Raw genomic sequence first — 25457 nt, 5'->3', positions numbered from 1 at the left:
CGACGGGTCGAGCGGTGTTGGTTCGGACCAGGCCTTGGAGCAAGGGATGCAGCGAGCGTCCACGCAGTGCGGACAGGTCGAAGGCGGCGGAGACGAGGGAGGCGTCGGGCCGTGCGAGCGCGAGGTCGAAAAGGGCGAGGCCCTGCTCCGCGGAGAAGGGGCGGATACCACTGCGGGCGGCGCGCTGGAGGTCGGCGTCGGCGAGGCGGGCGGTCATGGAGGATGCGTCGGCCCAGAGTCCCCAGTCGAGGGAGAGTGCGGTCAGGCCGCGCGCTCTGCGGTGATGGGCGAGGGCATCGAGGAAGGCGTTGGCGGCGGCGTAGTTGGCCTGGCCCGGATTGCCGAACACGCCGGAGAGGGAGGAAAAGAGGACGAAGGCGGAGAGGTCGAGCGACTGCGTGAGCTCGTGCAGATGGAGGGCGGCATCGAGCTTGGCGCGCAGGACCGAATGGAGTCTCTCGGGCGTGAGGGAGGCGAGGACCCCGTCGTCGAGGATTCCGGCGGCATGGACGACGGCGGTGAGCGGGTGCTGGAGCGGGATGGCGGCCAAGAGCGCTTCGAGGGCACTGCGGTCGGCGGCATCGCATGCGGCGAGGGTCACCTGGGCGCCCGCCGCTTCGAGCTCGCGTTGGAGAGACGCGGCGCCGGTGGCATTGGGACCCTGCCGGGAGGCGAGAAGGAGATGCTTGACGCCGTGGTGCTGGACGAGATGGCGCGCAAGCAGTGCGCCGAGCGTGCCGGTACCGCCCGTGATGAGCACCGTGCCTTGCGGGGCGAGAGGTCGTGGAAGGGTGAGAACGAGCTTGCCGACGTGTCGGGCTTGGGCCAGCGTGCGGAAGGCTTGGGGCGCCCGGCGAATGTCCCAAGGCGTGATGGGAATCGGGTGGAGCGCACCGCGTTCGAAGAGCTCGAGAAGCTCGGAGAGCATCTGCTGGATGCGCTCGGGGCCCGCCTCGAGGAGATCGAAGGCCTGGTAGGCGACGCCGGGGTGGGTCGCGGCGACGGAGCCTGCGTCGCGGATATCGGTCTTTCCCATCTCGAGGAAGCGACCACCGCGGGGTAGCAGACGCAGGGAGGCGTCGACGAACTCGCGGGCGAGCGAGTCGAGCACCACGTCCATGCCGCGCGCCTGGGTGGAGTCGAGGAAGTGCGTTTCGAAGTCGAGGTTTCGCGAGGACGCGAGATGTTGGGCGTCGAAGCCAAGGTCGCGCAGGGTTGCCCACTTGGATGGGCTCGCGGTGGCAAAGACCTCGGCACCGAGATGGCGTGCAATCTGGATCGCGGCCATGCCGACACCGCCTGCGCCGGCGTGGACGAGCACACGCTCCCCGGGCTGCAGGTGACCGAGATCGACGAGCCCATAGTAGGCGGTGAGAAAGACGATGGGCGTGCCGGCGGCCTGCTGGAAGGACCAGCCGGGCGGCATGCGAATGAGCATGCGACGGTCGGAGACGGCGGAGGTGCCGAAGGCGGAGGAAAAGAGGCCCATGACGCGATCGCCCGGGGCCATGTTGGCCACGCCGGGTCCGACCTCGGTGACGATCCCGGCCCCCTCGGCGCCGAGCGGAACGGGCCCCCCCGGGTACATGCCGAGGGCACTGAGCACATCGCGGAAGTTGAGACCGGCGGCGTGAATGGCGACGCGAACGTGCCCATATGGGAGTGGCGCGGCCGTCTCAGGGCCGGGGACCAGCGCGAGGCTCTCGAGGGTTCCTTTGGAGGGAATGTCCATGCACCACGCGGGCGTGGGCGGTGGGACGAGGGCGTCCTGCGCGAGCGGCCGGGCGAGCCGAGGGACGAGAAGATGGCCGTCGCGGAGCGCGAGCTGGGGTTCGGAGGGGACGACTGCGCGATGGAGGGCGAGTCGGGAGGCGTCGGAGTCGTCGATGTCGACGAGAACGATGGATCGATCCGGATTCTCGGATTGCGCCGAGCGCACGAGGCCCCAGAGCGCCGCATGGACGAGATCGGAGGCGTCTTCGTCGGGCCGTGTGGCGATGGCGCGTTGGGTGAGCAGGACGAGGGAGCAGGAGGCGAGCCGCTCGTCGCGGAGCCAGGCTTGGAGCAAGGTGAGAGCGCGTTCGGTGGCTTGGTGCGCGAAGGAAACGAGGCTCGAGGACGGAGCTACGGCGACGAAGGGAGCCAGGACGACATCCGGCAAAGGCGCGCCCATTGCGACGGCATCGGACAGGGCGGCGAGGTCGGGATGGGCGTCGAGTCGAGGCGCGGTGGCTTGGAGGGCCCGCGCAAGCACGGAATCCGAACCGAGCAGCGCCCAGTGACCGGGCAGCGGCTGCGAGGAGCTCGCGAGCTCGGTCCAATCGACGCGGAAGAGCGCATCGTCGTGGGCGCGCAGAAGGCCCTGAAGCTGCCCAGCGGACGCGGTCCGCAGGGCGAGCGATTCGACCGAAGCCACGGGCTCGCCGGTCGCATCGGCGATCTGGAGCGAGATGGTTTGCTCGGCGTGACGCTCGAAGCGGACGCGGAGTGTGGAGGCACGGACGGAGTGCAGCGAGATGCCGGTCCAGGAGAAGGGCAAGGCGACGTCGATGACACCGTCGGTGCTCTGGAGAGCAAGGGCGTGGAGTGCGGCATCGAGCAGGGCCGGGTGGAGTTCGAACGGGTCGGCGTCCTTTGGATCCGGGAGGCAAACTTCGGCGAAGAGCTCGTCGCCACGCGTCCACGCCGCGCGCAATCCCTTGAAGTCCGGACCGTAGGCGAGTCCGGCGTGGGCCAGTTGGTCGTAGAGCCTCTCGGTCCCAAGGGCGACGGCGCCTTCGGGGGGCCAGACGTGCAAGTCGAAGGGCACGTGCGGGGCGCGTGGGCCAAGCAGACCGGCGGCGTGGAGCGTCCAGGCCGCGTCGGGAGGAGCATCCTCGAGGCGCGCGTGCAGGGCGAGCGAGCGGCGGCCGGCTTCGTCGGGTGCCCCGACGGAGAGTTGCAGCACCGCGGCCCCTGTCTTCGGGAGCACGAGCGGGGCCTGCAAGGTGAGCTCCTCGACGCGGTCGAGGCCTACGCGATGGGCGGCGACGAGCGCGAGCTCGACGTACGCGGTGCCGGGAAGAATGACGGTACCGAAGACGGCATGGCCGGCGAGCCAGGGATGGTGGGCGAGGGACAAGCGGCCAGTGAAGAGAAAGCCGTCGGAGTCGGCCAAGGGGAGGGCGGCGACGAGCAAGGGGTGTTCGGCGGCGGCTTGACCCGCAGAGGCAACGTCGGTGCGCCGCGACGTGGGCGCCTCGAGCCAGAATCGATGGCGCTGGAAGGCGTAGGTGGGGAGACTGACACGTTGGGGACGGAATGGGGCGAAGAAGGCACGCCAATCGAGGTGGAGTCCCCGGGCGTGGAGTGCGCCGAGGGAGGAGCAGAGCGCCTCGACGTCGTCGCGGTCCTTTCGGAGTGCGGAAAGGAAGGTCGCGCGGGGTTGAGCCACGTCGGATAGCGCGTCTGCAGCCAGGGCGGAGAGGACCCCGTGAGGGCCGAGCTCGAGAAAGGTGGTGGCGCCCTCGGCTTCGAGGGTGCGTACGCCGTCGAGAAAGCGGACGGCGTGTCGGACGTGGCGTACCCAATACTCGGGGGAGCGAAGCTCGTCGTCCGAAGCGCGCTTTCCGGTGACGTTGGAGACAATGGGAATGCGCGGCGACTGGAAGGTCAGGCCTTGGGCGACGCGGCGGAAGTCGTCGAGCATGCCGTCCATGAGGTGGGAGTGAAAAGCATGGCTTGTGCGCAAGCGGGAGGTCTTGCGTCCCAGCGCTTCGAAGTGCGCGGCGAGGGCGAGGACGGCGTCTTCGTCACCACTGACGACTGTGGAGGCTGGCCCATTGAGCGCCGCGATGGCCGCCCCGGCCGAGAGCCGGGGGAGGAGTTCGTCCTCGGAGGCTTGGAGGGCGACCATGGCGCCAACTTGAGGGAGGTCTTGCATGAGGCGAGCGCGCGCGGAGACGAGGGCGCAGGCGTCGTCGAGGGAAAGGACGCCCGCGACATGTGCGGCGGAGAGCTCACCGATGGAGTGACCGAGCAAGAGATCGGGAACGAGTCCCCAGGACTCGAAGAGGCGAAAGAGTGCGACCTCGAGAGCGAAGAGGGAGGTCTGCGCGAAGAGGGTCAGATGGAGTCGCTCGTCGTGGGAGAAGACGACGTCGCGGACCTGAGGGTCGAAGCGGCTGCAAATGGCGTCGAAGGCGTCGCGGAAGACGGGGAAGGCGTCATGGAGGGCGCGGCCCATGCCGTGGCGCTGGCTGCCTTGGCCGGTGAAGAGGACGGCAAGCTTTCCGCTCCCCCACCCCGACCCCTGCGTTGAAAGTCGGCCGCCGCAAGCGGCGGACCTCCGGCGTCCGGGGGAGGGAGCCGTAACGGCTTTCGCCAGTGCGTCGAGCAAGGCATCGCGATCTGCCGCGACGAACGCGGCGCGATGCTCGAAGTGAGATCGCGTGGTAGCGAGCGAAAAGGCCACATCGACAGCGCGCAACTCCGGATGCTGCACCAAGTGCGCGTGGAGTCGCTCCGCCTGGGCACGCAATGCCACGTCGCTCTTCGCGGACAGCAGCACCGGGACAGGAACCGCCGTAACGGCACCGGCCGTAACGGCACCGTCCCCCTCCGGGGGAGGGCCGGGGAGGGGGGGAGCCTCTTCCAACACGACATGCGCATTGGTCCCGGAAATCCCAAACGAGGACACCGCCGCCCGCCGCAAATGCCCATTGGCTTTCCAAACCACCGGCTCGCTCAACAGCCGCACGGTCCCTGGCGACCAATCGATGTGCGGCGACGGCCGCTCGGCATGCAGCGTCTTTGGCAAGAGCCCATGCTGGAGAGCCAGGACCATCTTGATGACCCCCCCGACGCCGGACGCCGCTTGGGCGTGACCCACGTTGGACTTGAGGCTGCCGAGCCAGAGCGGATTGTCGTTGGAATGGGCCTCCCCGTAGGTGGCGAAAAGAGCCTGCGCTTCGATGGGATCGCCGAGCGTGGTCCCGGTGCCGTGCGCCTCCACGGCATCGACGTCTTGGGGCGAAAGGCGCGCATTGGCGAGCGCCTGCCGAATGACCCGCTCCTGTGCGGGCCCATTGGGCGCGGTGAGCCCCTGGCTCTTGCCATCTTGATTGACGGCGGAACCCCGGAGAAGGGCAAGAATGGGATGGCCGTTCTTCTGGGCGTCGGAGAGCCGCTCCAACAGGAGCATGCCCGCACCCTCGGACCATCCGGCGCCGTTGGCATCGGCGGAAAACGACTTGCATCGCCCATCGGGCGCGCCGGCGCTATCGGCGCTCATCTCGGCAAAGATGCTCGGAGTGGCCATGACGGTCACACCGCCTGCGAGCGCGAGGGAGCACTCACCGAGGCGCAAAGCCTGAGAGGCCAGATGGATCGCGACGAGCGACGAGCTGCAGGCCGTGTCGACGCTCATGGCGGGTCCTTGCAAGCCCAAGGTGTAGGCGATGCGTCCCGACGCGACGCTGGTGGTATTGCCCGTGGCGATATAGCCCCTCAACTCCTCCAGGTCGCTCGAGTGGTCCCGTTGCGTGATGTAGCCATTGTCGAAAACGCCGACGAAGACGCCACAGGAGACCCCTTGGAGGGACGTGGGATCGATGCCCGCGTTTTCGAGGGTCTCCCACGAGGTCTCGAGCAGGAGGCGCTGTTGGGGATCGACGGCGAGCGTCTCGCGCGGGCTGATGCCGAAGAACGCAGGGTCGAACTGGTCGGCGTCGTGGAGAAAGCCTCCCTCCCGCACGCGCTCCGAATCGATTTTCCATCCGCGGTTGTCGGGAAAGACGGAAATGGCATCCTGCCCGTCGAGCAAGAGCTTCCAGAGGCCGTCGGGGGAGCGGACCCCGCCGGGGAAGCGGCAGGCCATGGCAACAATCGCGATGGCGTCCTCGTGGGAGACGGGGGACGGAAGAGGGCGCACGGGAGACGGGGCGCTGTCGCCGAGGAGCTTGGAGGAAAGAAAGGTGGCAAGCGCGTCGGGGGTGGGATGATCGAAAAGAAGGGTGGCCGAAAGACGGAGTCCCGTGGCGGAGGCGAGTCGATTTCGTAGTTCGACGGCCATGAGGGAATCGAGGCCGAGCTCTTTGAGAGGCCGATGGGGCGCAAGGGAGCCGGAAGAAGAGAGTGCGAGGACCGAGGCAATGTGGGAGCCGACGAGGTCGAGCAGCGCGGGATGGCGCTCGGCGGGCGACAGGGCGAGCAAGCGCTGGGTGAGCGAGGTGGCCGCGGCCGCGTTGGTGGCGACGGGTCGGGCGGCCTTGGGGCGGACGAGGCCTTGGAGCAAAGGATGGAGCGAGCGTCCGTGCGCGTGAAGTGCGGGCCAGTCGAAGGCGGCGGAGACGAGGGAGGCGTCGGGTCGTGCGAGTGCGCGGTCGAAGAGGGCGAGGCCCTGCTCGGAGGAGAGCGGACGGATGCCACCGCGTGCCAAGCGCTGGAGATCGGAGTCGGCGAGGCGGGCCGTCAACGAGGACGCGTCGGTCCAGAGTCCCCAGTCGAGGGAGAGTGCGGTCAGGCCGCGCGCTCTGCGGTGATGGGCGAGGGCATCGAGGAAGGCGTTGGCGGCGGCGTAGTTGGCCTGACCCGGAGTCCCGAACACGCCGGAGAGAGAGGAAAAGAGGACGAAGGCGGAGAGGTCGAGCGAGAGGGTGAGCTCGTGCAGATGGAGGGCGGCATCGAGCTTGGCGCGCAAAACGGAGCGAAGTCTCTCGGGGGAGAGCGAGCCCAGAACTCCGTCATCGAGTGTCCCGGCGGTATGAACGACGGCGGTGAGGGGGTGGTCGAGGGAGACAGAAGCGAGAAGACCCTGAAGGGAAGCGCGGTCGCTGGCATCGCACGCCGTGAGGGTCACCTGGGCGCCTGCGGCTTCGAGCTCGCATTGGAGAGACGCGGCGCCGGTGGCGTTGGGCCCCTGCCGAGAAACGAGAAGGAGATGTTTGACGCCGTGGGTACGCACCAAGTGCCGTGCGACGAGTGCGCCGAGCGTCCCGGTCCCTCCCGTGATGAGCACCGTACCGTGCGGGGCGAGAGGTCGCGGAAGGGTAAGAACGAGCTTGCCGACGTGCCGGGCTTGGGCGAGCGTGCGGAAGGCTTGGGGCGCTCGTCGAATGTCCCAAGGCGTGGTGGGAAGAGGGCGGAGCGCGCCGCGTTCGAAGAGCTCGAGAAGCTCGGAGAGCATCTGCTGGATGCGCTCGGGGCCGGCCTCGAGGAGGTCGATGGCTCGATAAGCGACGCCGGGATGGGTCGCCGCGACGGTGCTTGCGTCGCGGATGTCGGTCTTCCCCATTTCGAAGAAGCGACCACCGCGGGGTAGCAGACGCAGGGAGGCATCGACGAACTCGCGGGCGAGCGAGTTGAGCACCACGTCCACGCCGCGCGTTTGGGTGGAGTCGAGGAAGTGCGTTTCGAAGTCGAGGTTTCGCGAGGACGCGAGATGCTGGGCGTCGAAGCCAAGATCGCGCAGGACTGCCCATTTGGAGGGGCTCGCGGTGGCAAAGACCTCGGCACCGAGATAGCGCGCAATCTGGATCGCGGCCATGCCGACACCGCCTGCGCCAGCGTGGACGAGCACGCGCTCCCCGGGCCGCAGGTGACCGAGATCGACGAGCCCATAGTAGGCAGTGAGAAAAACAACGGGCGTGCCGGCAGCCTGCTGAAACGACCATCCCGCGGGCATCCGAACGAGCATCCGCGCATCGGCGACGGCAGTGGGCCCGAATGCGGCAGGAAAAATGCCCATCACGCGATCGCCCGGGGCCACGTTGGCGACCCCGGGGCCGACTTCGAGGACGATGCCCGCCCCCTCTCCGCCGAGGAGCCCGTGGTCGCTCGGGATCATGCCGAGGACTTCGAGGGCATTGCGGAAGTTGAGCCCCGCGGCGTGGACCGCGATGCGGACCTGTCCGTGCGCGAGTGGGGCGTTGGCCTCGGGGTGTTCGACGAAGGCTAGACTTTCGAGCGTGCCCTTGACGGGAATGTGCAGACGCCACGCGGAAGCATTGGGAGGAAGCCGCGTGTCTTCCGCGCGAGGTCGAGCGAGTCGAGGCGCGAGGAGCACGCCATCGCGGAGAGCGAGCTGGTTGTCGGCAGCGGCGAGAGCGGAGGGGAGAGCGCGCCGTGACGCGTCGGCATCATCGAGATCGAGAAGGACGAGGGCGCGGTCGGGATTCTCGGATTGGGCAGAGCGGACGAGTCCCCAAAGGGGAGCGTGGACGAGATCGGGGACGTCATCGTCGAAGCGCGCGGCGATGGCGCGCTGGGTAAGGAGGACGAGGCGTGTGGAGGCGAAGCGCTCATCGGCGAGCCAGGCTTGGAGCGAGGAGAGCGCGTGCGCGGTGGCTCGGTGGGCGGCGTCGACGGTGTCGGTGTCGTTGCGTGTTGCGAGAAAGGGGAGAAGTACGAGCTCGGGGATGGGAGCGCCGCGAGAAAGGGCGGCGAGAAAAGCGGCGACGTCTTCGTAGTGATCGAGGCGTTGCGCAGCCTCCTGCAGAATCGGAGCGAGGGAGGCGGCGCCCATGCCAACGAGCGCCCAGTGTGCGGCGGAAGGGGAGGTGGCATGGGGCAACTCGACCCAATCGACCCGCAAGAGCGCATCGTTGTGGGAGGCGAGTGTTCCGCGGAGCTGTTCCGCCGAGGTGGTGCGGGTGGCAAGGGCCTCGACGAACGCCACGGGGTCACCTGCGGCATCGGCGACGGAGAGCGAGACGGAGTCCTCGCCGTGGGCGCGGGCGAGCCGCACGCGCAAGGAGGAAGCGCCGACGGCGCGCAGGGAGATGCCGGACCACGAGAAGGGCAGCGAGACGTCACCACGTTGGGCTGCACGGAGAGCGAGCGTGTGCAGGGCGGCATCGAGCAGTGCGGGATGGAGGCCGAAGCGAGGCGCATCCTTGGCGCACGGGTCAGGCAGGAGGACCTCGGCGAAAAGGTCATCACCGCGCGTCCAAGCGGCGCGCAACCCTTGAAACTCGGGCCCGTAGCCGTAACCGGCTTCAGCGAGTCGTCCATAGAGATCTTGGGTGTCGAGCGCGACGGCGCCGTTGGGAGGCCAGACGCGCAAGTCGAACGGGTCGGGGTCGACGCGCGGTCCCAACAAGCCCGAGGCGTGGCACGTCCAGGGCGCGTCGGTGCGAGCGTCATCGGTTCGAGCATGCAGCGCGATGGACCTGCGACCGGTTTGGTCGGGAGCCCCCACGGAAAGCTGGAGCAGCACGGCGCCTGTCTCGGGAAGGGCCAGAGGCGCTTGGAGCGTGAGCTCCTCGACCCGCTCGAGCCCTACGCGGTGCGCGGCAAGAAGCGCGAGCTCGACGTACGCGGTGCCGGGCAGAATGACCGTACCGAAGACAGCATGCCCTGCGAGCCAAGGGTGCTCGGCAAGCGACAAACGCCCCGTGAAGAGGAAGCCGTCACTGTCGGCCAAGGCGACCACCGCGCCAAGGAGCGGATGCTCGGGGGACGCAAGCCCCGCGGAAGAAACATCGGCGCGAAGAGACATGGTCGTCTCGAGCCAAAAGCGCTGTCTCTGGAACGCGTAGGTGGGCAGTGCGACGCGTTTTGGTTGGAAGGGCGCGAAGAAAGCGCCCCAATCGAGGTGCAGTCCGCGTGTATGCAGCTCGACGAGGGAGAGGAGAAACCGCGCCCAGTCGCCTTCGTCACGACGAAGGGAGCCAACGACGGCGGCGGGAGTCTCGGAGCCCTCGAGCGTCTCGTGCAACGCCAAGGAGAGCACCGGATGGGGGCTGACCTCGACGAAGAAGCGGTAACCATCTGCGACGAGCCGCTGGGTGGCATCTTGGAACCGGACGGTGTCTCGCAGATTGCGGAACCAATAAGCTGCATCGAGCTCGTCGCCAGCCATCGCGGCGCCGGTGACGGCGGAGTAAATCGGTAGCGATCCTGCCCGGGGCGTGATCCCGGCGAGATCGCGCAGAAGCTCGTCCCGGAGCCCATCGACATGCGCGGAGTGGGAGGCATAGTCGACGCGAACCTTTCGCGCGAAGATGCTCTCGGAGTCGAGCTCGCAAAGCAGCGCATCGATGGCGCCCGGATCCCCGGAGACGAGGGAGGCGCGCGGGCTATTGACGGCGGCGACGCAGAGGCTGTTGCCAAAGCGCGCGAGGCGCTTTTGAAGCTCGAGAGGGTCGAGCTCGACGGCGAGCATGGCGCCGAGGCCCGCGAGCTTGGTCAACGCGCGACTGCGCAGAGCGACAATCTTGGCGGCGTCCTCGAGGGAGAGAGCCCCGGCGACGAAGGCCGCGGCAATCTCGCCCTGACTATGTCCGACGACGGCCGCGGGCACGACGCCGAGAGAGCGCCAAAGGGCGGCGAGGGAGACCAAGACGGCGAAAAGGACAGGCTGGACGACATCGACGCGGTCGATGGAGGGGGCGCCACGGTGTTGACGGAGGACGGCGAGCAAAGACCAATCGACATGAGGAGCGAGCGCGCGCTCGCAGGCCTCGAGCTGCGCACGGAAGGAGTCGGAGGACTCGAGGAGAGAAAGAGCCATCCCGTGCCACTGAGAGCCCTGCCCCGGGAAGACAAAGACGACTTTCCCCTCGAGGAGACTCTGTCCGAGGACGGAATTCGGAGCCGGCTGACCCTGGGCGAGCGCGAGAAGGGCGCGAAGGAGCGCGTCGCGATCGTGTGCGACGAGCGCGGCGCGGTGCTCGAAGTGAGCGCGCGAGGACGCGAGGGAGGAGGCAACGTCGAGGAGTGGGAGGTGTGGCTGCTCCACGAGATGCGCATGCAGTCGCTCGGCCTGAGCACGGAGAGCCTCTTCGCTCTTGGCCGACAAGAGGAACGGCAAGGCGGAGGGCAACGCCCGAGCCGGGGCGGACTCCGTTGTTTCGACCGACGGAGCCTCTTCGAGAATGAGATGAGCATTGGTCCCCGAGATGCCAAAGGAAGAAACGCCGGCGCGGCGCCGACGCCCGTTGGGCAGCCAGGAGACCGGCTCACTCAAAAGACGAACGGAGCCCGGAGCCCAGTCGACATGCGGAGACGGATTCTCGGCATGCAGGGTCTTTGGCAAGAGCCCATGCTGGAGAGCCAGGACCATCTTGATGATCCCCCCGACGCCGGCCGCGGCCTGGGCATGCCCGATGTTGGACTTGAGGCTCCCGAGCCAGAGCGGATTCTCTCTGGAACGCCCCTCCCCATACGTGGCCAAGAGAGCCTGGGCTTCGATGGGATCGCCGAGCGCGGTGCCCGTGCCGTGCGCCTCCACGGCATCGACGTCACCAGGTGACAGCCGTGCGCTCGCGAGCGCCTGCCGAATGACGCGCTCCTGTGCAGGGCCGTTTGGCGCGGTGAGACCCTGACTCTTGCCGTCTTGGTTGACGGCGGAGCCACGAAGGAGCGCCACGATGGGATGCCCGTTGCGCCGAGCATCGGAGAGCCGCTCCAAGAGGAGCATGCCCGCGCCCTCGGACCATCCGGCGCCATTGGCGTCGGCGGAAAACGACTTGCATCGCCCATCGGGCGCGCCGGCGCTATCGGCGCTCATCTCGGCAAAGATGCTTGGAACGGCCATGACGGTCACGCCACCGGCGAGCGCGAGGGAGCACTCGCCGAGGCGCAAAGCCTGAGAGGCCAGATGGATCGCGACGAGCGACGAGCTGCAGGCCGTGTCGACGCTCATCGTGGGCCCTTGCAAGCCCAAGGTGTAGGCGATGCGCCCCGACGCGACGCTGGCGGTATTGCCGGTGGCGATATAGCCCCTCAGCTCCTCGAGGTCGCTCGCGAGGCCCCATTGCGAGATGTAGCCGTTCTCGAAAACGCCCACGAAGACCCCGCAGGGAACGCCTTGGAGGGACGTGGGATCGATGCCCGCGTTTTCGAGGGTCTCCCACGAGGTCTCGAGCAGGAGGCGCTGTTGGGGATCGACGGCGAGCGTCTCGCGCGGGCTGATGCCGAAGAACGTGGGATCGAACTGGTCGGCGTCATGGAGAAAACCTCCCTCCCGCACGCGCTCCGAATCGGAATCGATTTTCCATCCACGGTTGTCAGGAAAGACGGAAATGGCATCCTGCCCGTCGAGCAAAAGCTTCCAGAGGCCGTCGGGGGAGCGGACCCCGCCGGGGAAGCGGCAGGCCATGGCGACAATCGCGATGGGATCATCGTGGGAGATGGGGGACGGAAGAGGGAGCGCGGGCGGCGGAGCGTTGTCGCCGAGGAGCTTGGAGGAAAGAAAGGTGGCAAGCGCGTCGGGGGTGGGATGATCGAAAAGAAGGGTGGCCGAAAGACGGAGTCCCGTGGCGCCCGCGAGTCGCGTGCGGAGCTCGACGGCCATGAGGGAATCGAGGCCGAGCTCTTTGAGGGGCCTGTGGGGCGCGAGGGAGCTGGCGGAAGAGAGTGCGAGGACCGAGGCAATGTGGGAGCCGACGAGGTCGAGCAGCGCGGGATGGCGCTCGGCGGGCGACAGGGCGAGCAAGCGCTGGGTGAGCGAGGTGGCCGCGGCCGCGTTGGTGGCGACGGGTCGGGCGGCCTTGGGGCGGACGAGGCCTTGAAGCAAAGGGAGCGAGCGTCCGTGGGCACGGAGTGCGGGCCAGTCGAAGGCGGCGGAGACGAGGGAGGCGTCGGGTCGTGCGAGTGCGCGGTCGAAGAGGGCGAGGCCCTGCTCGGAGGAGAAGGGACGGATGCCACCGCGTGCCAGGCGCTGGAGATCGGAGTCGGCGAGGCGTGCCGTCAACGAGGAGGTGTCGGCCCAGAGTCCCCAGTCGAGGGAGAGTGCGGTCAGACCGCGGGCTTTGCGGTGATGGGCGAGGGCGTCGAGGAAGGCGTTGGCGGCGGCATAGTTGGCTTGACCTGGAGTCCCGAACACGCCGGAGAGCGAGGAGAAAAGGACGAAGGCGGAGAGGTCGAGCGAGAGGGTGAGCTCGTGCAGATGGAGGGCCGCATCGAGCTTGGCGCGCAAAACGGAGCGAAGTCTCTCGGGGGAGAGTGAGGCCAGAACGCCGTCGTCGAGGGTTCCGGCAGCATGGACGACGGCGGTGAGCGGATGCTGGAGCGGGATGGCGGCCAAGAGCGCTTCGAGGGCGCTGCGGTCGGCGGCATCGCACGCCGTAAGGGTCACCTGGGCGCCTGCGGCTTCGAGCTCGCGTTGGAGAGACTCGGCACCCTTGGCGTTGGGCCCCTGCCGAGAGGCGAGAAGGAGATGTTTGACGCCGTGGGTACGCACCAAGTGCCGTGCGACGAGTGCGCCGAGCGTCCCGGTCCCGCCCGTGATGAGCACCGTGCCTTCCGGGGGCCAGGCGCACTCCGTCGTCGCCGCGATGGCGGTCACACGGGCGAGTCGAGGCGCGAGGAGCACGCCATCGCGGAGAGCGAGCTGGTTGTCGGCAGCGGCGAGAGCGGAGGGAAGAGCGCGCCGTGACGCGTCGGCATCATCGAGATCGAGAAGGACGAGGGCGCGGTCGGGATTCTCGGATTGGGCAGAGCGGACGAGTCCCCAAAGGGGAGCGTGGACGAGATCGGGGACGTCATCGTCGAAGCGCGCGGCGATGGCGCGCTGGGTAAGGAGGACGAGGCGTGTGGAGGCGAAGCGCTCCTCGGCGAGCCAGGCTTGAAGCGAGGAGAGCGCGTGAGCGGTGGCTCGGTGGGCGGCGTCGACGACGTCGGTGCCCTTGCGCGTTGCGAGAAAGGGGAGAAGTACGAGCTCGGGGATGGGAGCGCCGCGAGAAAGGGCGGCGAGAAAAGCGGCGACGTCTTCGTAGTGATCGAGGCGTTGCGCAGCCTCCTGCAGAATCGGAGCGAGGGAGGCTTCGCGTGTGCCGATGAGCGCCCAGTGGGCGGACGGAGATGGGGTATGGGGTAACTCGACCCAATCGACCCGCAAGAGCGCATCGTCATGGGAGGCGAGTGTTCCGCGGAGCTGTTCCGCCGAGGTGGTGCGGGTGGCAAGGGCCTCGACGAACGCCACGGGGTCACCTGCGGCATCGGCGACGGAGAGCGAGAAGGAGTCCTCGCCGTGGGCGCGGGCGAGCCGCACGCGCAAGGAGGAAGCGCCGACGGCGCGCAGGGAGATGCCGGACCACGAGAAGGGCAGCGAGACGTCACCACGTTGGGCTGCACGGAGAGCGAGCGTGTGCAGGGCGGCATCGAGCAGTGCGGGATGGAGGCCGAAGCGAGGCGCATCCTTGGCGCACGGACCGGGCAGGAGGACCTCGGCGAAAAGGTCGTCACCGCGCGTCCAAGCGGCGCGCAACCCTTGAAACTCGGGCCCGTAGCCGTAACCGGCTTCAGCGAGTCGCCCATAGAGATCTTGGGTGTCGAGCGCGACGGCGCCGGTGGGAGGCCAGACGCGCAAGTCGAACGGGTCGGGGTCGACGCGCGGTCCCAACAAGCCCGAGGCGTGGCACGTCCAGGGCGCGTCCGTGCGAGCGTCATCGGTTCGAGCATGCAGCGCGATGGACCTGCGACCGGTTTGGTCGGGAGCCCCCACGGAAAGCTGGAGCAGCACGGCGCCCGTTTCGGGAAGGGCCAGAGGCGCTTGGAGCGTGAGCTCCTCGACGCGGTCGAGCCCTACGCGGTGCGCGGCAAGAAGCGCGAGCTCGACGTACGCGGTGCCGGGCAGAATGACCGTACCGAAGACAGCATGCCCCGCGAGCCAAGGGTGCTCGGCAAGCGACAAACGCCCCGTGAAAAGAAAGCCATCACTGTCGGCCAAGGCGACCACCGCGCCAAGGAGCGGATGCTCGGGGGACGCAAGCCCCGCGGAAGAAACATCGGCGCGAGAAGACATGGTCGTCTCGAGCCAAAAGCGCTGTCTCTGGAACGCATAGGTGGGCAGTGCGACGCGTTTTGGTTGGAAGGGCGCGAAGAAAGCGCCCCAATCGAGGTGCAGTCCGCGTGTATGCAGCTCGACGAGGGAGAGGAGAAACCGCGCCCAGTCGCCTTCGTCACGACGAAGGGAGCCAACGACGGCGGCGGGAGTCTCGGAGCCCTCGAGCGTCTCGTGCAACGCCAAGGAGAGCACCGGATGGGGGCTGACCTCGACGAAGAAGCGGTAACCATCTGCGACGAGCCGCTGGGTGGCATCTTGGAACCGGACGGTGTCTCGCAGATTGCGGAACCAATAAGCTGCATCGAGCTCGTCGCCAGCCATCGCGGCGCCGGTGACGGCGGAGTAAATCGGTAGCGATCCTGCCCGGGGCGTGATCCCGGCGAGATCGCGCAGAAGCTCGTCCCGGAGCCCATCGACATGCGCCGAGTGGGAGGCATAATCGACGCGGACCTTTCGAGCGAAGATGCTCTCGGAGTCGAGCTCGCGAAGCAGCGCATCGATGGCGCCCGGATCCCCGGAGACGAGGGAGGCGCGCGGGCTATTGACGGCGGCGACGCAGAGGCTGTTGCCAAAGCGCGCGAGGCGCTTTTGAAGCTGGAGGGGGTCGAGCTCGACGGCGAGCATGGCGCCGAGGCCCGCGAGCTTGGTCAACGCGCGACTGCGCAGAGCGACAATCTTGGCGGCGTCCTCGAGGGAGAGAGCCCCGGCGACGAAGGCCGCGGCAATCTCGCCCTGACTATGTCCGACGACGGCCGCGGGCACGACGCCGAGAGAGCGCCAAAGGGCGGCGAGGGAGACCAAGACGGCGAAAAGGACAGGCTGGACGACATCGACGCGGTCGATGGAGGGGGCGCCATGGTGTTGACGGAGGACGGCGAGCAAAGACCAATCGACATGGGGAGCGAGCGCGCGCTCGCAGGCCTCGAGCTGCGCACGGAAGGAGTCGGAGGACTCGAGGAGAGAAAGAGCCATCCCCTGCCACTGAGAGCCCTGCCCCGGGAAGACAAAGACGACTTTCCCCTCGAGGAGACTCTGTCCGAGGACGGAATTCGGAGCCGGCTGACCCTGGGCGAGCGCGAGAAGGGCGCGAAGGAGCGCGTCGCGATCGTGTGCGACGAGCGCGGCGCGGTGCTCGAAGTGAGCGCGAGAGGAAGCGAGGGAAGATGCCACATCGAGGAGTGGGAGGTGTGGCTGCTCCACGAGATGCGCATGCAGTCGCTCGGCCTGAGCGCGGAGAGCCTCGTCGCTCTTGGCCGACAAGAGGAACGGCAAGGCGGGGGGCAACGCCCGAGCCGGGGCGGACTCCGTTGTTTCGACCGACGGAGCCTCTTCGAGAATGAGATGAGCATTGGTCCCCGAGATGCCAAAGGAAGAAACGCCTGCGCGGCGCCGATGCCCGTTGGGCAGCCAGGAGACCGGCTCCTTCAAAAGGCGAACGGAGCCCGGAGCCCAGTCGACATGCGGAGACGGATTCTCGGCATGCAGGGTCTTTGGCAAGAGCCCATGCTGGAGGGCGAGGACCATCTTGATGATCCCCCCGACGCCGGCCGCGGCCTGGGCATGCCCGATGTTGGACTTGAGGCTCCCGAGCCAGAGCGGATTCTCTCTGGAATGCCCCTCCCCATAGGTGGCCAAGAGAGCCTGGGCTTCGATGGGATCGCCCAGGGTCGTGCCGGTGCCATGCGCTTCGATCGCGTCGATGTCGAGGGGCGAGAGCTGGGCGTTGGCGAGCGCCTGCCGAATGACGCGCTCCTGGGCAGGCCCGTTGGGAGCAGTGAGCCCTTGGCTCTTACCGTCTTGGTTGACGGCAGAGCCGCGAAGGAGCGCTAAGATGGGATGGCCGTTCCTCTGGGCATCGGAGAGCCGCTCCAAAAGGAGCATGCCCGCGCCCTCGGACCATCCGGCCCCGTTGGCGTCGGCGGAAAAGGACCGGCACCGCCCGTCCGGAGAGCCGGCCTGCTGGGGACTCAACTCGGCAAAGATGCTCGGAGTCGCCATGACGGTGACCCCGCCCGCGAACGCGAGCGAGCACTCGCCCCGGCGCAGCGCCTGCGCGGCGAGGTGCACCGCCACCAGCGAGGAGCTGCAGGCGGTATCGATGCTGATGGCCGGCCCCTCGAGCCCGAGCGTGTACGCAATGCGACCGGAAGCCACACTGAGCGTGTTGCCCGTGAGGCTGTAGCTCTCGAGACTGTCGGCTGGACGTGACGACCGTGCCGCGTAATCGCTGTACATGATGCCGACGAAAACGCCGCCGGTGGTGCCTTGAAGCGACGCAGGGTCGATGCCCGCGCGCTCGATCGTCTCCCAGGTGGTCTCGAGCAGCAGCCGCTGCTGCGGATCCATGTCGAGCGTCTCGCGCGGGCTAATGCCGAAGAACGCCGCATCGAACCGATCGGCGTCGTCGAGAAAGCCTCCCTCCTGCGCGAGGTTCGGAACGTCGACCTCGTCGATTTTCCACCCGCGGTCGTCGGGGAACGAGGAAATAGCGTCTCGGCCATCGCGCAACAGCTGCCAGAGATCCTCCGGGGTGCGGACCCCGCCCGGGAAGCGGCAACTCATGGCCACGATCGCGACGGGCTCGCCCCCACCTTGCTCGACGACACGCAGCCGCTCACGCGTGTGACGCAGCTCGCCCATGGCCTGTTTGAGATACGTACGGAGCTTTTCCTCAGTACTGTTCATTGACCTGCCCTGTGAATTCCTCGTCGAAGGTCGCAAAGAGTTGTTCGTCGGTTGCGGACTCGAAATCGTTGCGGGGTGCCAGCTCGGTCCCGCCATTCGGGGCGCCGCCCCATCTCGACACGAGCGACCGCAGACGCGCCATCGCCAGCGCGCGCGCGCCATCGTTTTCGGCCATGGCGAGGAGCGCGCGTTCGAGCCCATCGAGTTGTGCAGCGATCGGCACCTCGGACCGAGGCTCGTCCTGCACGAGCTTCTCGAGCAAGAGTTTCACCAGCGCGTGCGCAGTGGGGTAATCGAAGAGAAGGGTCGCGGGGAGCCGCAGGTGGGACGCCGTTGCGAGCCGGTTGCGTAGCTCGACGGCCATGAGGGAATCGAGCCCGAGCTCCTTGAGAGGACGGTTGGGATCGATCGGGGTGGACGAAGGGAGACCGAGGATGACGCCAACCTCCGTGCGAAGGAGGTCGAGCAACGCGCGTTTGCGCTCATCGGCAGGCAGCGAGACGAGGCGCTGTTGGAGCGTCATGGCGGCCGCCGCGCGGTTGGCGACAGGCCGTGCGGCGTGGGTGCGGACCAAGCCTCGAAGCATCGGGGCGAGATCTTCGGTGCGGGCGCGAAGGGCGACGGTGTCGAAGGCCGCCGCGACGAGGGCGGCGTCGGAACGAGCAAGCGCGGCATCGAAGAGCGCGAGGCCCTGCTCGGAGGCGAGGGGCCGGATGCCCCCGCGCGCCATGCGCTGGAGATCCGCGTCGGCGAGGTGAGCGGTCATCGCGGACTTGTCGGCCCAGTACCCCCAGTCGAGGGAAAGGGCGGCGAGGCCTCGGGCCCTTCGATGATGGGCGAGGCCATCGAGGAAGGCGTTGGCGGCGGCGTAGTTGGCCTGGCCCGGAGTGCCGAGAAGGCCCGCGACGGACGAGAAGAGGACGAAGGCGGAGAGGTCGAGCGTGCACGTGAGCTCGTGCAAGTGGAGCGCAGCATCGAGCTTGGCGCGCAAGACGGCATGGAGGCGCTCGGGCGTGAGGGACGCGAGCACCCCATCCTCGAGGGTTCCAGCGGCATGGACGACCGCGGTGAGCGGGTGTTCGCTCGGGATGGACGCGAAGACCGCTTCGAGGGCGCTGCGGTCGGCGGCATCGCACGCGGCAAACGTGACGGAGGCGCCGGCCGATTGGAGCTCGCGCTGGAGGGAGTCGGTGCCCGGTGCGCGGGGGCCCTGACGCGACGTGAGCAGAAGATGTTTGACCCCGTGGTGCTGCACGAGATGGCGCGCCAGCAGGGAGCCGAGCATCCCGGTCCCTCCCGTGATGAGCACCGTGCCCTCCGGGTCGAGAGGTCGCGGAAGGGTGAGGACGAATTTCCCGACGTGCCGTGCTTGAGCGAGCGTGCGGAAGGCGTGCGGTGCCTTTCGAATGTCGCACGGTGTGATGGGCGGCGGCCGCAGGACCCCGCGCTCGAACAGCGCCAGGACCTCGGAGAGCATCTCCTGGATACGATCGGGCGCGACCTCGATGAGGTCGAAGGCCTGATAGGCCACGCCGGGGTGGCTGGCCGCGACGGTGCCTGCATCGCGGATATCGGTCTTTCCCATCTCGATGAAGCGGCCACCGCGAGGCAACAGACGCAGGGACGCGTCGACGAACTCCCGTGCGAGCGAGTCGAGGACGACATCGACACCGCGCCCATCGGTGGAACGATGGAAGTGGGCCTCGAAGTCGAGGTTTCGGGAGGACGCGATATGGGCGTCGTCCAAACCGAGGGCGCGCAAGGCGTCCCACTTGCTGGGGCTTGCGGTGGCAAAGACTTCCGCGCCCAGATGGCGAGCAAGCTGCAGCGCGGCGGTGCCGACACCGCCCGTGCCCGCGTGGACGAGCACGCGCTCGCCGGACTGAAGCCCTGCGAGGTCGACCAGCGCGTAGTAGGCGGTCAGGAAGATGATGGGAATGCTGGCGGCTTCCAGAAAGGACCAGCCGAGCGGCATGCGAATGAGCCGGCGATGATCGGCGACGGCGGTGGGGCCAAAGGCCGAGGAAAACAGGCCCATGACCCGATCACCGGGGGCCACATTGGAGACGCCGGGTCCGACCTCGGTGACGATCCCGGCACCCTCGGCGCCGAGCGAAACCGGCTCACCCGGGTACATGCCGAGGGCACTGAGCACATCGCGAAAATTGAGACCGGCGGCGTGGACGGCGACGCGGACGTGTCCATGAGGGAGCGGCGCGGTGGCCTCGGGGTAGGAGATCAGCGCGAGGCTCTCGAGCGTGCCCTTGGAGGGAATATCCAGACGCCACGCCGGCGCGGGCGGTGGGACGAGGGCATCCGGCCCTCGAGGGCGCGCGAGTCGAGGGACGAGAAGTTGACCGTCGCGGAGCGCAAGCTGAGGTTCGGAGGAAACGAGTGCGCCGAGGAGAGCGAGTCGGGAGGCGTCGGAGTCGTCGACGTCGACGAGAACGATGGATCGATCGGGGTTCTCGGATTGCGCCGAGCGCACGAGGCCCCAGAGCGGCGCATGGACGAGATCGGCGACGTCTTCGTCGAGCCTCGCGGCGATGGCGCGTTGGGTGAGCAGGACGAGGGAGCAGGAGGCGAGCCGCTCGTCGCGGAGCCAGGCTTGGAGCAGCGCGAGAGCCCGCTCGGTGGCTTGGTGCGCGGCCAACACGACGTCCGAGGACGGTGCTACGGCAACGAAGGGCGCCAGGACGACATGGGGCAAAGGTGCGCCCTTTGCGACGGCGTCGGACAGGAAAGCGAGGTCGGGATAGACATCGCGTGGCAGCGTGCCAGCTTGGAGGCCGCGTGTGAGCGGGGCGTCCGTACCGAGCACCGCCCAGTGACCGGGCAGCGGCTGCAAAGGCGTTGCGAGCTCGGTCCAATCGACGCGGAGGAGCGCATCGTCGTGCGCGCGGAGAAGGCCCTGCAGCTGTCCGGCGGTCGCGACCCGCAGGGTGAGCGATTCCACCGAAGCCACGGGCTCGCCGGTCGCATCGGCGACCTGGAGGGACACGGTATGCTCGGCGTGACGCTCGAAGCGCACCCGGAGTGTGGAAGCGTGGACGGAGTGAAGCGAGATGCCGGTCCACGCGAAGGGCAACGCGACGTCGATGACGCCGTCGGTGCTCTGGAGAGCAAGGGCGTGGAGCGTGGCATCGAGCAGGGCCGGGTGAAGTCCGAAGTGGTCGGCGTCCTTTGGATCGGGGAGGTGGACTTCGGCGAAGAGCTCCTCGCCGCGCGCCCAGGCCGCGCGCAGCCCCTGAAAATCGGCTCCGTAGGCGAGTCCCGCCTCGGCAAGTCGGTCGTAGAGGCCATCGATGGGGAGCGGCACGGCCCCCTCGGGAGGCCAGATGCTCAAGTCGAAGGGGACCTGGGCCGCGCGCGGAGCAAGGAGCCCGCTGGCGTGCCGCGTCCAAGGGGCATCCTGCGGAGCGTCCTCGGGACGCGCATGCAGGGTCAGCGCCCTTTGACCGCCCTCGTCCGGTGCGGCGAGGGACATCTGCACGACGACGGCGTCTTTGGCAGGAATGGCGAGGGGCGCTTCGAGGGTAAGCTCGACGACCCGGTCGAGCCCCAAGCGATGGGCGGCGAGAAGCGCGAGCTCGACATAGGCGGTGCCTGGCAGAATGACGTTGCCGAAGACCACGTGCCCCGCCAGCCAGGGATGCTCGGCGAGCGACAATCGCCCGGTGAAGAGAAAGCCCTCGGTGTCCGCCAACGGGACGGCGGCCACGAGCAAGGGATGCTCGGCGGAAGATTGGCCCGCCGACGTCACGTCCGTGCGTGGCGTCTTGGGAGACTCGAGCCAAAAGCGTTGGCGCTGAAAAGCGTAGCGGGGCAGATCGACACGTTTGGGACGGAAGGGCCCGAAGAAGGCGTCCCAATCGAGGTGGAGCCCGCGGCCGTGGAGCTCCGCGAGCGACAGAAGAACGCGCGCGAAGTCCCCCTCCTCACGACGAAGCGAGCCAACCACCGTCGCCGCGTCCGCGAGCCCGGACCTTTCGAATGTCTCGGGCAGCGCAAGGGAGAGGACGGGATGAGGGCTGACTTCGACGAAAAAGCGATGGCCGTCCGAGAGGAGGCTCTCGACGGCCTCGGAAAAGCGCACCGTTTGGCGGATATTTCGATACCAATAGGCGCCCTCCAGCTCGGTCCCTTCGAGCGTGGCGCCGGTGACGGCGGAGTAGAGCGGCACCGTGGAAGCCCGCGGCGTGAGACCGGTGAGCTGCTGCACGAGCTCCTCGGCGATGGACTCGATCTGGGCGCAGTGCGAAGCGTAGTCGACGCGCACCTTCCGCGCGAAAATCTGCGCCGAGCCCAGCTCGCCGAGAAGCGCGTCGACGGCTTCGGGGTCACCGGAGATCAGGGTGGTGCGCGGGCTATTGATGGCGGCAACGGAGAGCCGATGGCCGAAGCGCGCGAGGCGCGGTTGCAGCTCGGAGGCTCCCAGTTCGACGGTGGCCATCGCGCCCTGTCCCGAGAGGCGGGTGAGGATACGTGCGCGGAGCGCGACCACCTTCGCCGCGTCGTCGAGGGAGAGGGCACCAGCTACGAACGCGGCCGCGATCTCCCCCTGACTATGGCCGACGACGGCGTCGGGCACGATGCCCAAGGAGCGCCAGAGCGCGGCGAGCGAGACCATCACGGCGAAGAGGGCGGGCTGCACGACATCGACGCGGTCGAGCGAAGGAGCATCCTCTTGCCCGCGAAGCACGGCGAGGAGCGACCAATCCACGTGAGGCGACAGCGCGCGTTCGCACGCTTCGATTCGTTCACGAAAGACGGGGGAGGTATCGAGAAGCGCGCGGGCCATACCCGCCCACTGCGAGCCCTGCCCCGGAAAGACGAAGACGACCTTACCTCCCGCCGCGGCCTGACCGAGAACGGTGCCGGGAGCGGGGCTGCCTTTGGAAAGATTCTCGAGGGCCTCGAGCAACGTGACGCGATCGGAAGCGACGACGGCGGCGCGATGGTCGAAGAGGGAGCGGGTACGGGCGAGCGAGGAGGCGACATCGACGAGCGCGAGCTCGGGATGCTCCGTGAGGTGCGTGTGCAACCGCCCGGCCTGCGCGCGAAGCGCCTCGTTGCTCTTGGCCGACAGAAGGAAGGGAACGTACGGGCCTGGCCGAAGCGCATCGACCGGGGAGTCCTCCCCGAGCACCGCACCCCAGTTCGGCTCGAAGCCCATCTCGAAAAGCGCCCCGAGACTCTCGAGCATGCTCCCGCGCTCGTCTTCGCCCCGCCGGCACGAAGGCAGCACCCGAGCGTTTGCGTTCAGCGCCTGCGTCGTCTGGTCGACCGCCTTGAGCAAAACCGGGTGAGGACTCAGCTCCAAAAAGACACGGAACGAGGCAGATGGCTCCGAGGCAAGTGCGGCCACGGCCTGCCGAAAGCGCACGGGCTCCCGTAGATTGCGCGCCCAATAATCGGGGCCGCATTCGGGACCTCGAAGCCACGCATCGCGCGCCGTCGAACGCAGCCGGACCCGGGCCGGGCGGGGCGAGAGCGCCTGCAAGCTCGCCCTCAAGGGATCCAAGAGCGACTCCATGTGAGGGCTGTGGGACGCATAATCGATTTTGACCCGATCGAACTTCACGCCCCGAGGCCCGAGCTCGATTTCCGCGCGCTCGATGGCCGCCCGCGATCCCGAAAGCACGACGGACGTCGGGCTGTTGAACACCGCAAGGGCCAAACCTTCCAGGGAGGCCAGGAACCCTTCATCTGCGCCCGTGACGGCGAGCATCGAACCGCGGCCCGAGCCCGCGTCGCGCACCAGCCGCGCGCGCTCGGCGACGACGAGAATGGCGTCGTGGAGTGACAACACACCGGCCAGGTACGCCGAAACGGCCTCTCCGAAACTATGACCCACCAGCGCGTCGGGCTCGATCCCCCACGAGCGCCACAAGGCCCCGAGTGCGACCTCCACGCTAAAGAGCACCAATTGAACGACGTCGACGTCATTCAGGTGCGAGCGACTCTCTTCGGCGCAAAGCTCGTCGAGGATGGACCACCCACGGAGTTCATGAATGATGCGTTCGCACGCCTCGATCTCCGCTCGAAACACCGGCTCTTCGACGAGGAGCGAGCGCGCCATGCCCAGCCACTGTGGGCCGTGGCCCGGGCAGACGAACACCAGACGAGGCGGAGGCGCGACCGCCTGCCGAGCCAGGGCAGTGGATGACGCGTGCGCGTCGAGCCCCGACGCGAGCTCTTCGAGGGAGCGCGCCAGCACGGCCACGCGGAAGGCCCCGCCATGGCCCCAGCGACGGGCGACCGTCCGGCAAAAGGTCGCGGCCTCGTTCCAACCGCGCAGTTGCGCGGCGACGGGGACGAGCTCACGTATCCGTTCTTGCAATTCCTCCGGACTCTCCGCGGAGAGCGGAAGTAGCAGCGCGCGACTCTTGGGCGCGGCTTCGAGCACCACATGGCAATTGGTCCCACCGAAGCCGAACGAACTGATCCCCGCTCGACCTGGCCCGTCCGAAAGAGGCCAATTTTCGAGTTCGGTCTGCACCTTGAGGTGCCACCGTTCGAATGGAATATGCGGATTGGGGTGCTCGAAATTCAAACTAGCGGGCAGCATCCCGTGATGCAGCGACAGCGCCACCTTCATGAGCCCCGCGATCCCCGCGGCGGGCTCCAGGTGACCCAGGTTCGTCTTGACCGAGCCAATACGCAAAGGCCGCTCGGCGGAATGGCTCGGCCCCAACACCGCGCCGAGCGCACCCGCTTCGATCGGATCCCCGAGTATCGTTCCCGGACCGTGAGCCTCGACGTAGTCCACCGATCCCGGCTCGATCCCGGCGTTCGCATAGGCTTGCACGAGCATCGCCTCCTGCGCTTTCGGGTTGGGCGCGGTCAGCCCATTCGAGAAGCCGTCGTTGTTCGTCGCACTTCCTCGGATGACACAATAGATACGATCGCCATCCGCGATGGCGCGGCGGAGTGGCTTGAGAACGACGATGCCGCCGCCTTCTCCCCGCACGTACCCATTGGCCGCAGCATCGAAGGCTCGGCACTGTCCCGCCGGATTCATGGCCCCGAACTTGGTCATCCCCACGGTGCCGTGCGGTGACAGCATCAGATGCACGCCACCGGCGAGCGCCATCGCGCTGTCGCCCGATCGCAAGGACTGACACGCCAGGTGAATGGCCATGAGCGACGAAGAGCACGCCGTATTGATCGTCACGCTCGTGCCTATCAGGCCGAGCTGATAGCTCACACGTGCCGAGATGATGGACGTGTCCAGGCCCGGGGCCGTGTGCGAATCGATCAAGCGTGGATCCGCGTCCGTTAGCCGCAGGTAGTCGCTTCCCATGGCGCCGACGAAGACGCCCACGGCGCAGTCGCGCAGCCGAAGGGGATCGGTTCGCGCGTCCTCGATGGCCTCCCAGGCGAGTTCGAGCACGAGACGTTGCTGCGGATCGATCTGCTGCGCCTCGCGCGGTGAGATGCCGAAAAAGGCCGGTTCGAAGCCATCCGCGCCTTCGAGGAATCCTCCCCATCGCGTGGTCATCTTGCCCGGCGCGGCCATGTCATCGTCCAGAAATGCCTCGACGTCCCATCGCTCTGCGGGGACTTCTCGGATTCCGTGCCGACCTTCGCGCAGCAGCGCCCAAAAGGTCTCCGGCGAGTGAACACCGCCCGGCAGCCGGCAGCCCATGCCGACGACCGCGATGGGGTCGTCCGAACGCGCGCCCTTCGGGGCGTGCCGGGCCATCGCCGGCGCATCGCTCGCAGCATCCCCGGAAAGGTATTCCGCGAGGGCGAACGGCGTCGGGTATTCCCAAGGCAACGTGGGCGCGAGCGGGCGATCCACGTACTCGGACAAGCGTGCGACGAGTTCGGTCACCTGCGAGGACGCAAGACCGAGTTCCCGAAAGCGAACACGGAATTCGACGTCCGCCGGCGGGACCTCGAGGAGCTGGCCGAGCGTTTCGCGCAGCCAGCCATGAACCGATTCCTCATTCCCAGGGCCCCTCTTCGCCTCGGAACCATTGGCCTTGTTCGCCAT

Annotated in this window: 2 protein-coding genes (1 of these 2 running past the window's edge); both read right to left on the bottom strand. The window is 67.9% G+C overall.

Annotated features, from left to right (window positions below):
• Nucleotides 1–17455, bottom strand: partial view of an SDR family NAD(P)-dependent oxidoreductase gene (locus LVJ94_31700; GenBank protein ID WXB01471.1) — the 5' portion only. 545 nt of this gene lie to the left of the window's left edge; 17455 of the gene's 18000 nt are visible here — the first part of the coding sequence; the start codon lies at nucleotides 17453–17455; the stop codon falls past the left edge of the window.
• Entirely contained in the window at nucleotides 17442–25457 is an 8016-nt protein-coding gene (locus LVJ94_31695; protein ID WXB01470.1) for an SDR family NAD(P)-dependent oxidoreductase, read from the bottom strand. The genes LVJ94_31700 and LVJ94_31695 overlap by 14 nt, the downstream gene beginning before the upstream one ends.

The sequence above is a fragment of the Sorangiineae bacterium MSr11367 genome, assembly GCA_037157805.1.
GTDB classification, from domain to species: domain Bacteria; phylum Myxococcota_A; class Polyangia; order Polyangiales; family Polyangiaceae; genus Pendulispora; species Pendulispora rubella.
The sequence above is the reverse complement of the archived record's forward strand: the minus strand, read 5'-3'. Positions and strand labels throughout refer to the sequence as shown.

Coding starts and splice junctions, on each gene's coding strand:
- LVJ94_31695 (WXB01470.1), bottom strand. CDS start 25,457: ATGGCGAACAAGGCCAATGGTTCCGAGGCGAAGAGGGGCCCTGGGAAT.